Source organism: Spirosoma taeanense, from assembly GCF_013127955.1.
In the GTDB taxonomy this organism is placed as follows: domain Bacteria; phylum Bacteroidota; class Bacteroidia; order Cytophagales; family Spirosomataceae; genus Spirosoma; species Spirosoma taeanense.
This window is the reverse complement of sequence record NZ_CP053435.1, coordinates 551,204-566,266: the sequence shown is the minus strand read 5'-3', so window position 1 is coordinate 566,266 and position 15,063 is coordinate 551,204. Positions and strand designations below refer to the sequence as shown.

The 15,063-nt window shown below is 51.6% G+C and carries 13 protein-coding genes; 7 read left to right on the top strand and 6 right to left on the bottom strand.

The annotated features are described in order from the left end of the window. Positions 1–11: 11 nt before the first annotated feature. From HNV11_RS02485 to HNV11_RS02455, 7 genes are all read left to right on the top strand, one after another. Positions 12–1,355, top strand: a complete 1,344-nt coding sequence (locus HNV11_RS02485) for a histidine kinase (RefSeq protein ID WP_171738152.1) — start codon at positions 12–14, stop codon at positions 1,353–1,355. Between the two features lie 160 nt (positions 1,356–1,515). Further along, positions 1,516–2,019: a hypothetical protein gene (locus HNV11_RS02480; RefSeq protein ID WP_171738151.1), complete on the top strand. Its 504-nt coding sequence runs from the start codon at positions 1,516–1,518 to the stop codon at positions 2,017–2,019. Positions 2,020–2,033: 14 nt separating this feature from the next. Further along, entirely contained in the window at positions 2,034–2,759 is a 726-nt protein-coding gene (locus HNV11_RS02475; protein WP_171738150.1) for a VOC family protein, read from the top strand. Beyond that, complete coding sequence (locus tag HNV11_RS02470) at positions 2,756–3,685, top strand: hypothetical protein (RefSeq protein WP_171738149.1); 930 nt, start codon at positions 2,756–2,758, stop codon at positions 3,683–3,685. Before HNV11_RS02475 ends, HNV11_RS02470 begins: the two co-directional genes overlap by 4 nt. Before the next feature lie 185 nt (positions 3,686–3,870). Beyond that, positions 3,871–4,932 (top strand): sensor histidine kinase, encoded by a 1,062-nt coding sequence (locus HNV11_RS02465; RefSeq protein WP_171738148.1) that lies wholly within the window; start codon positions 3,871–3,873, stop codon positions 4,930–4,932. Positions 4,933–5,152: 220 nt separating this feature from the next. Further along, on the top strand, positions 5,153–5,965 hold the full coding sequence (locus tag HNV11_RS02460) for a LytR/AlgR family response regulator transcription factor (RefSeq protein ID WP_171738147.1): 813 nt from the start codon (positions 5,153–5,155) through the stop codon (positions 5,963–5,965). 208 nt (positions 5,966–6,173) lie between these two features. Then, complete coding sequence (locus HNV11_RS02455; RefSeq protein ID WP_171738146.1) at positions 6,174–6,740, top strand: YceI family protein; 567 nt, start codon at positions 6,174–6,176, stop codon at positions 6,738–6,740. Between the two features lie 60 nt (positions 6,741–6,800). Here HNV11_RS02455 and HNV11_RS02450 read toward each other — a convergent pair whose 3' ends face one another. The 6 genes from HNV11_RS02450 to HNV11_RS02425 form a co-directional block, all read right to left on the bottom strand. Further along, positions 6,801–7,724 carry an alpha/beta hydrolase gene (locus tag HNV11_RS02450; RefSeq protein WP_171738145.1) on the bottom strand — a complete coding sequence of 308 codons (924 nt, stop codon included), beginning with the start codon at positions 7,722–7,724 and terminating at the stop codon, positions 6,801–6,803. 65 nt (positions 7,725–7,789) lie between these two features. Continuing rightward, on the bottom strand, positions 7,790–9,040 hold the full coding sequence (locus tag HNV11_RS02445; protein WP_171738144.1) for a serine hydrolase domain-containing protein: 1,251 nt from the start codon (positions 9,038–9,040) through the stop codon (positions 7,790–7,792). Positions 9,041–9,173: 133 nt separating this feature from the next. After that, positions 9,174–10,700 (bottom strand): capsule assembly Wzi family protein, encoded by a 1,527-nt coding sequence (locus tag HNV11_RS02440; RefSeq protein WP_171738143.1) that lies wholly within the window; start codon positions 10,698–10,700, stop codon positions 9,174–9,176. A 43-nt stretch (positions 10,701–10,743) separates the two neighbouring features. After that, the gene (locus HNV11_RS02435; protein WP_171738142.1) at positions 10,744–12,123 is read right to left on the bottom strand and encodes a sugar transferase; all 1,380 of its coding nucleotides are present in this window, start codon (positions 12,121–12,123) and stop codon (positions 10,744–10,746) included. A gap of 187 nt (positions 12,124–12,310) precedes the next feature. Continuing rightward, on the bottom strand, positions 12,311–13,858 hold the full coding sequence (locus tag HNV11_RS02430) for a capsule assembly Wzi family protein (RefSeq protein WP_171738141.1): 1,548 nt from the start codon (positions 13,856–13,858) through the stop codon (positions 12,311–12,313). 39 nt (positions 13,859–13,897) lie between these two features. Beyond that, positions 13,898–15,043, bottom strand: a complete 1,146-nt coding sequence (locus tag HNV11_RS02425; RefSeq protein WP_240163713.1) for a glycosyltransferase — start codon at positions 15,041–15,043, stop codon at positions 13,898–13,900. Positions 15,044–15,063 lie beyond the last annotated feature (20 nt).

Here is a 15,063-nt window from a genome sequence, read left to right as displayed (position 1 = left end):
CGTTCGCTCGAATGACCTACGAGACCTGGGTATTAGTGTTTCTGGGAATGATTTCTGCCATGCTGCTCTACAATATTGTGCAGTGGCTATGGTACCGCGAACGCGTGTACGGTCTATACACGGTCTACATGCTCATCTGGCTGGGCTACTTCCTGCTACGTAATCCAGCCAGCTCGCTCAAACTTCCCGACAATGTCTGGTATTTTGTGCGAACTATTGGCCCCATGCTGGCCTACTTCGTTTACTTTGAGTTTACCATAACTTTCCTTGGCCTGCCTAAAAAGCACCCGAACCTAGTACGTCTGCTCCGCTACGCGCAGGTGGCACTAGGCGCTTACGTAGGGCTTGAAGCTGCCTTCTGCTTCGCGACGGAGCTGTGGGCACAACCTGTCCATGAAGTCGTCCATACGGCTGTCCGGCTGATGCTGACGGTGTTATCGGGCTTTATTATTGTCCGAATTTACCAGCGGCAGGATCTGATGGCGCGGTTATTTATCACGGGTTCGCTGTTGCTGGTGCTGGGTGGCCTGACGGCCATGCTCCTCACCTTGTTCTGGATGAACGCCAACGATCCGGACCCAACGCCTTTCTGGCGGGCCCCTTTAACGTATCTGCACATCGGTATTGTTTTTGAGCTGCTGTTCTTTTCGCTGGGCCTGGCCTACCGTCACCGACGTGAAGCCATTCGGCAGGCTCTGGTTGATAAGGAACTGGCCCGGGAACGCGAGCAGCGCAGGCGTGAGCAGGCTGAGGCCCAGTTGTCTGTTCAGCAACTGCGGCAGGAAATGATTGATATGCAGATGCGGGCCTTACAGTCGCAGATCAGCCCGCATTTTCTTTTTAACAGTCTGAACTCACTGTCGTCGCTGATTGCCGACGAGCCGGACCGGGCAGAGAAGTTCGTCGATGAAATGTCGAGTGTTTACCGGTATCTGCTGCAGTCCAGCGACCGCGAACTCACGACGTTGGCTAAAGAGTTGACGTTCATCCAGTCCTACTACCATCTGCTTAAAACGCGCTACAATCGAGGAATTCAGCTCGACATTGCCATTGCCGACCCGTATTCCTCGTATCTGCTGCCGCCCCTGACCCTTCAGCTCTTGCTGGAAAACGCCGTCAAACACAATATTGTATCGGCCGACCGGCCGCTCTGCATTCGCATTGCAACCGATGATGCGGCCCGGCTATCGGTTCGGAATAACCTGCAACGTAAAGTTGGCAGCCGAAGCCAATCCACCCAGAAGGGCCTGTTAAATATTACCCAGAAATACAAGCTGCTGAATCATCCCGACATCCAGATTACAGAAACGGCGGAGATGTTTGAGGTGATTATTCAACTCATCCGGCCTGCCTGACGCCCCGTCGCTTTTTATACCGCTTCACTGGCTAAATAATGCAGTTCAGTCCTTCTAGGATTGATACTACCCTCTTCGCCGTGCCATTTTTGTCCTGTCAACGGGCCATTTAGGCTTACCGACAGGAACCAACCTCTTTTTAGCCAACAAATACAAGACAATGAAACGGTTTACTCCCTTCATCCTGGCCGTAACGGCCGCAATGATGCTGACAACGTCGGCTTGCAAAAAAACCAATGACATCGTCAAACCTGATGGAGCCACCACAGGTACGCAGGCTTTTGTGGGCAAACGACTGATCTTATCAGCGTTTACTATGAGTCCAGCCGTTGATTTCGATGGCGACGGTAAAGTCGACCCCGACCTGATGGCCTTCATGCAGGAATGCGATAAAGACAACACGATCGTGTTCGAAAAAGGCGGTCGTCTGTCGGGCGATAACGGCGCACTTCGTTGCGACGATGATGAACCTGCAACGGGCAGTGCCGGCACCTGGAGTTATGACGAGCAGACGAAAATCCTGCGCATCATTGATGCCGAAGACAAAACGGACATTTCGGAATGGCATGTTCTGGAGGCTTCGGCAAAAACACTGAAAGTAGAAGTTTCGGTCGTTGAGGATGGCGTATCGCTCAAAGCCACGATGACCTGGAAAGCCATCTAAAGCCCCGCTGACCAATGCGATTCCTCGACATCGAACTTTACACGGCCGACCCGGCAGGTACCCGGGCGTTCTATACGCAGCAACTGGGTCTGCCTATCGTCGCCGAGTCTTCGGATTACCTTACGCTTCAGGTAGGCTGGACCCGTCTGACGTTCCGGGCCGTAACCGAATCGGTAGCGCCCTACCACCTGGCAATCAATGTTCCCAGCGGTACGCTGGAGGTTTGTATGCACTGGTATCAGCTGGACTATATTGATACCCAGGCACCGGGTCAGACCATTGCCGAGTTTCCTTCCTGGCGGGCCCGATCGACCTATTTCTACGATAACAATGGTAACCTGCTGGAGTTCATCGCCCGCAATGACCTGTCTCTGGACAGTCCGAACCTAACCCTCGGCGATCTGTTTCAGTGCATCAGCGAGATTGGTATTGCCACCGAATGCGTCTCCGAAACAGCCCGCCAGCTTATCCAGCGCTTTGGTATCGGTCCGTTCGCCAAATCGGTTCAGCTGCCGGATTTCATGGCAATGGGCGACGACAACGGCCTGCTCATTCTGTCGAAAGTAGGTCGTAACTGGCTCTTCACCGACACGCCGGCCGCGCTCAACTACTGCCGGATCAAGTTCGAACGCACACCCGGCTGCCAGCTTCAGACCTTACTTGGTTACGATATCAATCAGATGCCCATTGGGTATCAGGTCCCCAACCGCCCTAAACCCTATACCCTTTCTGCCTTATGAAAGCGATCACACGATTTTCGCTATTAGCGCTGGTAGTCGCTGGTCCCTGCCTGATGGCAACCCGCCCCATCGACGTTATGACCGACCTGGGCATCAGTTCGGACAAGCTCCGGCAGGATGTGTTCCTGAACCTGAAAGAGCCAAAGTGGTTCTTTTTTAACGCAAGCGGTTCTATGCGGCAGATGGCGCGCCGGATTCCGGAGTCATCCCGTGCCGCAACGGTACGAGCGCTGGGGAAAGTAGTCCGTCTGTACGTTGAGTCAACCCAGTTCAGGCAGGAGTGGCTTCAGGACTTGCGTGTAACTTATCCCTACGACGATTCGTACCGCGAAGAAACGCAGGCCGAACGGCAACAGCTACAGAAGATGCAGCAGGCCGCTGTTGACCAGCAGGTAGCATCTATGGATCAGGTGTTTTTGGCTATGGACCCCGCCATACTGCAACTGGCTATACGATCGCAGTTGGCCAGAGAAGAGCAGCAACTGGCTTCGCTTTCCGGCAACGAGCGGACGGCGCATTCAGGCCACGTAACCGCCCTGAAGAAGATGCTGACGCTCGCTCCGGCTGAGTGTAAAAAACAGTATCTGGCTTATCTGAAGCAACAGTATCGGGCGGAGGCTGCCCATGCCGGTCAGGCACCCGAAATTGATAAAGAACGACTAGCGGAGCAACGCCGAAAAAAGGCCGAATTTGATGCGCATGCTGATTTTCGCCCGTTGCTGAAACAGCGCCTTCAGGACTTTATCGCACTCGCCAACTCTGTTGATTTCGAAGCCCGACTGGTGCCTATGGGGTATAAGCATGAATTTGCCAACCCGGTGTATCAGCGTAAACCCGCGGAGTGGAAGTTTCTTTACCGTTTGGGTAAGGAGCCTGTTGCCGAAGCCAGACTAATGGCCCAGCAGTGGCTGGCGGAACTCCACTAACAATTCAAGCCGGAATACAACAGTTCAGCCCTGTATTCCGCCTGATCGACCCATTTGCCATTTTCAAGCGGCAAATGGGTTTTTACTTTTATATAGTAATTCTAAGAAACTGATTTCCTGCGCGAATCATAACGAATTAACTTTAGTATTTTGTGATCCATTGCCTTGTTCAACCGTTTTCACGCTTGGAACCCCCTAACGATAAATGGCTCCGTTGGGTTGGTATTCCGGTAGTTGTTCTAGTGGCCAACCTGTTCTATCTCGAAGACTACCACTATAATCCGAAACGGTATTTTGGGTGGTCGCTCTTCGGCATGGTTTACGTTGCCGTCGTGTGGGAGGTGGTTATGCGGTGGCTGCTCTACGTTCGGCGGCAATACGCTGGCATTGCCCAGACCCGCCGACGGGTATTTGTTACGCTTGCCGGGTACCTGCTCATTACGGCGGTTCACTCGCTTGCCTTTCTGTATGTCATTGACATCCTGAATACTGCCTTCATTCCGGTCAGCAGGGGCGTGTATATCACCGGTCTGCTGACTGGTTTTGTCTGCACCCTGTTTATGGGCAACGTCTACGAAGTACGCTATTATCTGCAGACATACCGCGAAGCGATTCAGGAATCAGAAGCCGTCCAGAAAGCAGGCCTGCAAAGCCAGTTTGACAACCTGAAAAACCAGGTCAATCCGCATTTTCTATTCAATGCGCTCAATTCACTCTCGGCCCTTATCTCGGAGGACCGGCAAAAAGCCGGTTTGTTCCTGGATGAATTGTCGAGCGTTTATCGGTATTTGCTTCAGGCGGCCCAGCAACCACTCGTTACCTTGGCCGACGAAATGGCGTTTCTGACTGCCTACCGTTATCTGCTCGATACACGCTTTGGCAAGGCGCTTCACTGGGAAGTTGGCGTTGATGACCGGTATATGGATCAGTGGATCCCCCCGCTCACCCTCCAGACGCTGGTTGAAAATGCGCTGCGGCATAATCTCCTGCTAACCGAACAACCGCTGACCCTGCATATTGCGATTCGGGAGGGAAAACTCATTGTTTGTAATAGCATCCAGCGCAAAAAAACGCCTGTTCTGGCGCAACAGGGCGGACTAACCACTCTGGCCGCTCGCCTTAGTGCACTGGGTTTAGCCCGGCCTCTCATTGAAGATGACGGACAGCAGTTTAAGGTTTGCCTGACGTTAGTCCGGAAGGAACAGCTTGTCTTTCCATCGCTTGTCAATAAAGCGTCAGCCGGCTGAACGGGTCGTATAACAATGATCAGTTTTTTAGATAACCTTATCGCTGATTTGTCAGAACTAACACTTCAAGGGATGTTACTGCCGTTTCACCGCCCCATCTGTTGCGCTTTACGCTACTAACTCAGACCTTTATTAACCCATTGTCAGGCCCTTCGCTGACAGCCTAACGCTATATATCCGTTACAAAAAGCCCATAACTCCTTATCTACTCTCAGAAGCCATGAACGTGCTAATCATTGAAGACGAAGAACTGGCCGTCCGTAAATTATCTAAACTGTTGCAGGATGTCGACGAAAGCATTAAGATCGTGGGAACAGCAGCCAGTGTGCGGGCGTCGGTAGCCTGGCTCAATGCCAATGGTCCCAACCAGCCTTCGGCCCCTGATCTGATTCTGATGGATATTGAACTGGCCGATGGGCAAAGTTTCGAAATATTCGAGCAGACAACGGTCAGCGCGCCGGTCATTTTCACGACTTCCTATGATGAGTATGCTTTACGTGCCTTTAAGGTCAACAGCATTGATTATCTGCTCAAGCCTATCAAGCGCCAGGAGCTGGAAGCCAGCCTGTTCAAATACAGGCGCACGAAAGTAGGAGCCAACGGCGAAACAGTCGAACCCCGCTCAGCCGATTTTGGCGCGATGGATATCGATGCCCTGGTGCAGCAGCTTCGCCAGCACATTCAGCCCACCGACTACCGCCGTCGCTTCCTGGTTAAACATCTTCAGCAGTGGGTACCCGTGGAAGTAAGTGACATCGCTTACTTTTACTCGGAAGAGGGGGTTAGCCTGTTCCGCACCGTAGGCAATCAGAAGTTTTCGCTCGACTACACGCTCGACGATTTAGAGAAGATGCTCGACCCGGCGCAATTTTTCCGGGCTAACCGCCAGTTTATCGTCCATATAAACACCGTCCAGCAGATTCATCCTTATTTTAATAACAAGCTCAAATTAACCCTTAAACCGACGCCCGACGATGAGGTTCTGGTAAGCCGGGAACGCGCGATGGACTTCAAGAAATGGATGGGTAAATGATTCTTTCTTCTTTGACCAGAAAGCCTCTATCTCTATTAGGTAGAGGCTTTTCCGCTATGCGGAGAACTGACGTTAACACTAATAGGGCTATTTCGCCGATTCAGGACTGCAAAACCGTCATTCGGCCAGATTATATTGACATAGTCCTGTTAATAAAGCAGATTTATCGTCGTAAACCTCTTGTATTCAACTCAAAACTCTTTTCTCAATGAAACGTTTTGTGCTCTCAGCTGCTCTGGTACTCGCTGGTCTGGTTACTTATGCTCAGACCTGGTCGGTGGATAAAGCCCATGCCAAACTTGGTTTCGAAGTTACCCACCTCATGCTTTCGGATGTTGAAGGCAACTTCAAAACGTTCGACGCAACTATTAACTCGGCTAAAGACGATTTTTCGGACGCAGTCGTCGAACTGACTGCCGACGTAAACAGCATTGACACCGGGAATGAGCGACGCGATTCTGACCTGAAAAGCGAGAAATTCTTCGACGCTGCCAAATATCCCACCCTCACCTTTAAAAGCACATCGTTCAGAAAAGTGGAAGGTAAAAAATACCGCATGGAGGGCAACTTGACCATGCACGGTGTAACCAAACCCGTTGTACTCGATGTAACGCTGAACGGCATCGGCAAGAATCAACGGACTCAGAAGCCAATGGCGGGTTTCAAGATTACGGGCATGCTGAAGCGTAGTGATTTTGGTGTCGGCACCATCCCGGTTGCAGTTGTGAGCGATGAGGTAAATATCCGCGCCAACGCTGAGTTCATCCAGAACTAAATCAAAACGGGCGTGAGCAGGCTATAAAGGCTGCTCACGCCCGTTTCCAAGAAGAAGCCTCTACTTTACAGCTCCCAGCGAAGCCAGCCAGGCGCGGCAGGTCTCGGGCCACGTATTCAGTGAGCCAAACTTCGCTGTACGCAGTCCGTAGCCATGTCCACCTGTCGGATACAGGTGCATTTCTACCGGCACGTTATTTTTCAGACAGGCCAGGTAGTAACTGATGCTGTTCTCGACCGGAACGGCTTTGTCGTCTTCCGAATGAACCAGAAATGTAGGGGGTGTCTGGTTCGACACCTGCAGCTCATTTGAGTAGTAGGCGATCATTTCGGGCGATTTATTAAGTTTACCCAGCAGTTTATCGCGCGAGCCGCCATGCGCCTTCTCCCCGAACGTAACGACTGGATACAGTAGAATGGAAAAATTTGGTTTGGCCTGTTCGCTGGCTCTGGGGCCGCGGTGATAATGCGTGGCGAGCGTAGACGCCAGATGACCACCCGCCGAGAATCCCATGACGCCTATTTTGTTCGGGTCAATGCCATAACGTCCGGCGTTCTGCCGAATCAGCGTCATGCCTTGCATAGCGTCCATAAGGGGCACCTCCTGCTGATTGCTCATGCTTGTTGAGTCGGGCAGCCGGTACTTCAGCACAAACGCGGTTATACCCATACCATTCAGCCACCGGGCAATGTCAACTCCTTCGTGCCCCGACGCCAGAATCGAGTAACCTCCGCCAGGGCATACCATCACGGCGGCTCCGGTGGCCTTGTCCTTCGGCGGTACGTAAGCGGTCAGCGTTGGAACCGATACGTTACTAATACGATCAATACCGTCCGCTCCTTTTTCGGCCTTTTCTGTGAGGGTTACGCCCGGAATTGCATTCGGAATAGCTCCGTTGGGCCAGAGGTTGAGAACTTCCTGTGAAAAAGCGGTTTGGGTGAACACAATGCCTAGAACGAGAGAAACCAGTACAGAACGTGTCATAAAGGAGAGTCAGCCGGGGATGGGTATCTGAAAACAGAAAAAGCCGACTAATCCGTCGGCTCTACTCATATCTCTACTTCGGCGTCTTCATGAGGACTACTCTCCTTTGATCCCCCATCCAGAACATCTACTAACTCTTTAACTCGATATACAGTCTTGTTATACCGGTTTCCCAGCATGATGATTACGTACTCGTCTTTCGGGCTGAACCAGAACATCGTGTTGTAACCCTTCCACCAGCCGGAGTGATAAATGTATTCCGGCTGATTGAGCGAATTCAACATCATCCGAAAGCCGTAGCCGTAATTTTTAGCCCCCTTTCGTTCGAAGCTACGCGGCACAAAGGCTTCGGCCAGGGTCTTTTTCTGGAGCAGGCAGTCACCGTTCAGCGCCCTGTACCACCGGAAAAGATCGCCCGTTGTTGAATAAATGCCTTTATCCCCTACTACATCGTCATAATAATCCTTGGGTAGTCGACGGTTCCACTGATACCCCGCTGTTCGGTGGCGGTTGAACAGCTGATTCTTGGTAGTCGCTACAAACGTCTGGTGCATGCCCAGCGGCTCAAAAATGTTTTTATGGATAAACTGCTCGTAAGTCTGACCCGTTGCCTTTTCAATAATAGACGCCAGCACCATGTAATTCGTGTTGCTGTAGCTGAATCCGCGACCTGGTATGTTATACCGCTGGGGTGTCGGCTTTACCGTCGCAAACCAGTGCATGATAACTGCGTTGGTTGGATAGGGCTTTTCCTTTTTATAGAAGTTAACCTTCATACTGTCGTCGAAGGCGTAAGCGTAGTTGGGTAGGCCGCTACGGTGGCTAAGCAGAAGCCGGACGGTAATACCGTGATACGGAAAATCGGGATAAAACTTCTGGATACTGTCCTCCAGACTGAGTTTACCGGCCTCAATCAGTTTCAGTGTTGCAATGGCGGTAAAGGTCTTTGAGAGCGACGCCAGCTGGAACTTCGAGTCATCGACCAGCGTGTCGCGCTGCCCCCGTTCAAAATGCCCCAGGCCAAAGCAGTTTTTGTACAATACGATTCCCTTCTGAGCAACCAGCACGTTTCCGTTGAAACCAGCCCGAACTTTCTGCTGAATGATCTGCTCGATTTCACGGGCTTTCTCGTCCGCATTTATCTGACGACGAATGGATTGTTCCTCTGCCCGCGTTAATTTCTGATCATCAGCGCAGTTACGTAAGGCATCCGCCGACTTATTTAACTGTTTCTGCGAATCCTGTCCGCACGAAAGCAAAATTCCTACACTGAGCAAAACGCTTAATAAACCTCCTAAGCCGTTCGTCCGCACCATCCTTACGCGTTATTAACTTACTCGTATTTAATCCAACTGCTACAAATGTAGAAATTGCGTTCACTCTTCCAAGAGTCGCTTCGTTAAAAACGAGTGAAAATTAGTCTTAGTCTACCTGCGTCTCTGCGTCGGTTCACCACTGGCGCGGTGAATTGATTGGAGCAGACCGGCTGCCCTGTGGCTTACCCAGAAAGCCTGTTTTCCGAATTCCGAGATAACCACCTACGCTGTTGGGAAAGAGTCCGCCCGAATCGGCTGCTATTGATCCGCTGAGGACCGTACCCCCTAAAATAGGCAACGGTAGGCCGAGCGAAAGCACGCCCGAAAACTGGCGCGGCATCAACGGATAAGGCACATTGTAGGTACCCGCGTTTTTACTGAATGACAAACGGGTTGTTAGTTCAACAGTAGCGAACAGCAAGGCGCTCAGGCCAAAATGAGCCACGCTGACCCGGTTATTGGCGATACCTATACTATGGTCTGGTGAATCAGGACGCACTTCCGACTGAGGAGTCAGAAACGGGGTGCCAATCGTGCGTCCAAAATACGTCCAGCCATCTATGAACTGGCTATGGTTGAAATAATCGTCTTTGCCCCGCCGTTTTTCGTCATCAATAACGAACACCGAGCCGCCCTGACTGCCCGTGTATAGATACTCCAGCGTAATCTGCCGCAGAAAAAACGCGGATCCGCCTGGCTGATCATTATTCCGGATGCGCAACCCATTCAGGCCGTCCTCCAGATTCGTACCGTAAAACAGCGATCCATCATCGTACAGGAACTGCCGGTAACCAAACAAATTCCAGTGGTTCAGATTTATTTCGAGCGCAGCATCTACCGAGCCCAGGTGGTTGCCAATCCGGTTCCATTCGAATGAGGTGATCGTCTTATCCTGCGGATCGCCACGGGTTCCGAATACCACCGCCGGATAATTGCGGATACTCGACGGCAGTTTACCGTCAATCGCCACCACGGGCCCCAGCACGCTTGGATCGGCGTAACCACCCCAGATGACCTGATGATTAAACCCGCCATAGAACCGAACCCGCCACGTCGGCTTTCCAAGCCGCCCGTAAAAATATTTGTGATGCAGATACGAGCCTTTCACTAAACGGTCCGAATTCTCAAACCAGCCGTGTGCGAAGGCACCCATAATAGAGAAAACGCCTTTCGTAAAAGGAATAGACGTAAAGGCTGGTAGGCCAATCTGGATTTTAGGAATTGGCAGCGCGTTCCCCGACCAGGCATAGGCGCCGGTCGTCAGGAGCGTATCGACTAAACCAACTATCTCACGCCGACGACCAGCATATACCTCGAAAGCGCCAACCCGCCCTTTCAGATAAGCCTCCGGCAGCAACACTTGCCCCGAAGGACCTGCATTGGCGACAACGTTCAGACCGTAGCCCCAATCTGTTTTTCGACGATAGCCTGTACTATCGGCTAGGCGATAATCCGAGCGAAGCGAGGCAGTCAGACGTGCTACTGGCGTTCGTAGCGGAACGGTTCCGTATTGATTAGCCCGAAGCCAGAACGGTGTCTGATCCGAAGCAGCCATGGCGCCTGCTTCAACCGAGTACTGATTAATTCGTTGACCGTAGGCGGCTGATAATCCGACCGCAGCCAGCAGCAGACAACGACATGAAAAAAGCGCAAGTTTCATAAAGTGGGCTAATCGAACGGGGTAGTACCAACCGTTACAACAGTTATTTACCACGTCCCTGCATCATCACCCGAACCGTCTGGGCAATAATCCACATATCAAACAGAAACGACCGGCGTTCGGGGTAAAGCAGATCATACCGTAGGCGCTGAACCATTTCCTCAATGTTGGCTGCGTATCCAAACTTGATTTGCCCGATTGATGTGATGCCGGGTTTAACCTTCAATAAGGTCCGGTATTCAGGAGCAACTTCTACGATCTGATCAATAAAGAATTGCCGCTCTGGCCGGGGGCCCACCACCGACATGTCTCCTTTCAGCACATTGTAGAACTGGGGCAGCTCATCTAAACGGGTTTGCCGCATAAACCGGCCCCAGGGCGTAATACGACTATCCTGTTCCCCTGCCGACAACACAGGTCCGCTTGTTTCGGCATTGACGTACATGCTCCGGAACTTATAGATAGTAAATGGCTTACCGTCCCGACCAATGCGCTCCTGAGCGTATAGAACAGGGCCTCGCGAAGTAATCCACGTAATAATCGCCATGAGCATAAAAAACGGCGACCCTATGGTCAGTACGGCGAATGAGAACGCAATATCGAAAGCCCGTTTTAACGTATTGACCCGAAAATCGGCCAGCATCTGCGACGACAGATTCAACACGGGCAGAAAATCATGATACTCGACCGATGCGCCCTTGGCCAGGAAGCCCCGGAAGTCAACCAGCAGCTTTACCTGATAGTCAACCAACTCCGCGTCATCGACAATCGTTTTAAGGCGACTATTGTCAATATAGGGCATGCAGCAGTAAACGCAGTCAATCCGATTAGCCTGAATATAGGCTGTCAGCTTATCATAATCTCCCTGCAGTAAATCGCTGTTCTCGGCAGTCGGCTGATCGAAGTACCCGTAAAAATGAAACCCCATTTCTGGATGGGCATCATAAAAGCCGCGGATAGTCGTAGCCAACTTACCGTAACCGACCACGACGTATTTCCGGTTATTATATCCCCGGGCACGGTATTCGCGTAAAAAAATTAATGCGCCCAGCCGAAACGCAGCGCCCAGTCCGGCAAACAGAACATAGGTAATAAACAGATGCTCACGCGAATAATAATACCCTTTAATCGCTACCCAGTACAATGAGATAAGGGCAATATGCACCGCCATCAGGAGGAGCATTTTTTTGATTAAATGGTCAGCTTTGAAAAGTTGGCGTGGAAAGATATAGGGTTTAAAAAGAAGGATTTCGGCCAGCCAGATCAGGTTAAAGACCCACAATAATGTAGCGTAGGGCGGCTCAAAAACAGGGTCGATAATGCCAAACTTGAGCCAGTACGCTCCGACAAAAGCCGTGTTGAGACTTAGGAAATCAACAAAAACATGGAGCGGGAAAAACAATATGGAATAACGGTGCCTCATACCCTGTTGGTTTACCAGCTACATTCAGGTGCGTACGTGCTTAAACCCATCACGCTAAAGTAACGTTTGAAACCGAAGTACATTCTTTAAATTATCCTACGGTTTGTAAAGTTGCCGCGCAAAGTAGTGATTTTTATCCAATTCCGTAACTTGCTCTATTAAACGGTGTCGCGAACGATGTAACTTTTCAGGGGCGAGAGGACCATATTTTTCGAAGACTTATATAGGCACCAAAGGTATTCTGGTACAGGGCTCCATTGTCGACTGCTACGTTCCCCGTCAGTTGTATGCCTCCCAGCATTGAGAATGGAATCATAATACCCGCATACCCCGAGAACTGGTCCCGAATAGGCTGGTAAGGAACATCATACGTGCCTAAATTCCGACTGTAGGAGAGCTTAACCTGATAGGCCACCGGGCTTGTCAAAGCGCTTCCCCGAATGGGCAGGCTGCCCGCCAGTCCAAGATGGAACACCCGTACGCGGTTGTTTAACGTGAAAATACCGTATGGATACGCCCCATCCGGACTGATGGCGGGCGTAATAAATGGGGTTCCGATTGCGTGCTGCCGATAGGCCCATCCGTCGCGGTATTGCTGGTGGTTAAAATAATTGTCCTTTCCTCGCAGCTTGGCCTCGGTGATTATAAAGACCGACCCGCCCTGATTGGTCGTGTTTAGTAACTCGAACAGGATATCCCGCACTAGGGCATTGGGGTTGTTGCGACGAATGCGCAAGCCATTTAGCCCGTCCGATATATTAATCAGCGAGGCTAGTGAACCATCTTCAAACAGGCTTTGACGGTAGGCAAAAATCGTATGCCGGACCAAATCAAGCTCAAATCCCAGGTCAATAGAGCCCAGATGATTACCGACCCGGTTGGTCTGGTCAAAATACGTATACTTAGTTGAGTCTGTTCGTCCGGAGTTGATGCCGGTAACCACGTAGAAGTAATCAATCAGGCTGGACGGCAGTTTTCCACCAACGGGAATAACCCCCGGAATCCCGGCCGGATCGGCGGCTTTCCCGCCCCACACGACCTGGTGGTTAAAGCCGCCGTACAGGCGCACTACCTCACTGGCCCGGCCCAGGCGCACGTAGAACGACTTCTGATGCAGCATGGTATTGCGGATGTAGCCAGATGCATCCAGAAGGCCATGCGCATACGTACCCTGAATGGCTACCCAGCCTTTCGTGAAACCAATCGGCGCAAAGGCCGGAATAGCCACCTGAATTTTAGGAACTGGCAGGGCATTTCCAGACCAGGAATACGAGCCCGTTGAAATTGCCGAGTCGGCCAGACCAAACCGTTCGCGTCGGCGGCCGACATAGACCTCCCAAATGCCCCGGCGTATTTTCAGATATGCCTCGGGCAGCAGAAGTTTGTTGCCCGTGATGGCGCTGCCGGAGTTGGCCACTACGTTTATACCGTATCCGAAATCATACTGCGAAGTACGCCAGCGGCTCGTAGAACGGCGGGTGGAATCGTATCCGGAATAAATACCCGCGCGGAATGTGAGCGCAGGCGACTCATTAGGAACAAGACCAAACTGATTGGCACGCAGCCAGAACGGGGTTACGTCAGAATTCGATACAAACCCACCCACTTCCGTCGAGAATGCGTTTGGAGCCCGAAAGCTTTGCGCCAGTCCAACAGCCGCGTTCAGGCACGCCAGCAAACACAGTCCGGCACGATAACCGGCTATTCGTGGGGCGCTTCGGGACTTATAGTTCATTCAGGCAGGGTTTCGTAATGAGTTACGGTGGTATTGTTGTTAAGATACGCTTATGGGCTCGGCCTGATGCTCACGGTATTTACGGCCAACGAATTCACGAATCTGATCAATAAAATGCGTTTCGTCAAACTGTTCGGCATGTTGCCGGATAAAGGCGGAATCAAATCGATGCTGAATCGGCTCAAACTGCCGGATGGCCTCCACCAGCGATTCAACCGTCTGCTCGTCAAAGAAAAGAGCCGTAGCCTGAGCGGGGTCATCCGAAACCGGAATCTGGGTTGCCAGTACTCCGCCCCGTCCATAAGCGATAACGGGCCGGCCAGCGGCATTGGCTTCCAAAGGAGTTATGCCATAATCTTCATGTTGAGGAAAGATGAACGCCCGGCAGTTGGCGTATAGCTCGGCCAACTCTTCGGCCGACAGCCCGCTTTTAAAGGTTACATTCTCGCTGGCCATCGCCTTAATTTCATCGGCCTGCAAGCCCTTACCTACAACAATCAATGGATAACCGAGCTGATTAAACGCTTCGATCACCAAATCTACCTTTTTGTAGTACTCCAGCCGGGATACAACTAGGTAATATGACTTTGGCTTATTGGACACATAAAAGTTGGTTGCATTAACCGGCGGGTTGATGATTTCAATCTTCCCGTTGAGCTGATACGATTCCCGAAGCCGATCGGCCGTTTCATCGGTCATAGCCACAAAATGGTTGGGGCGCTGAGCCGCCCTGAAGTCAATGGACCGCAGCCGTTTCAGAACCATATCAAACACTTTACGTACCGCCCACCCGGACTCGGCATACTGCGCATAGGATTCCGGGTTCCAGGCCAGCCGGAACGGGGTGAAGCTATAGCTGATGACCAGTGCCCTAGGGTTAACCTTTACGTATTTGGCGCAATGCGTTCCCGACATCAGGACTACGTCATACTCCGTCAGGTCGTGGGACTGCATCGCCATCACGCCCAGGGGGAAGAACAGCTTCTTCATCGTATCATCCGTACGGACGAAACGCTGCAGCCAGGTTGTTCGGATATCGCAGCCCTGAAACTCCGGAAACGTCAGGTGTGGTTGATAGCATTGTGTGTAAATGGGTGCGTCTGGATATGCTTTGTGGAAGCAAAGCGCGACTTGTTCGCCACCCGCCCGGCACATTAGTCCATCCTGTACAAGTGCTATTTTCATAGATGCTCTAATCAAAACTG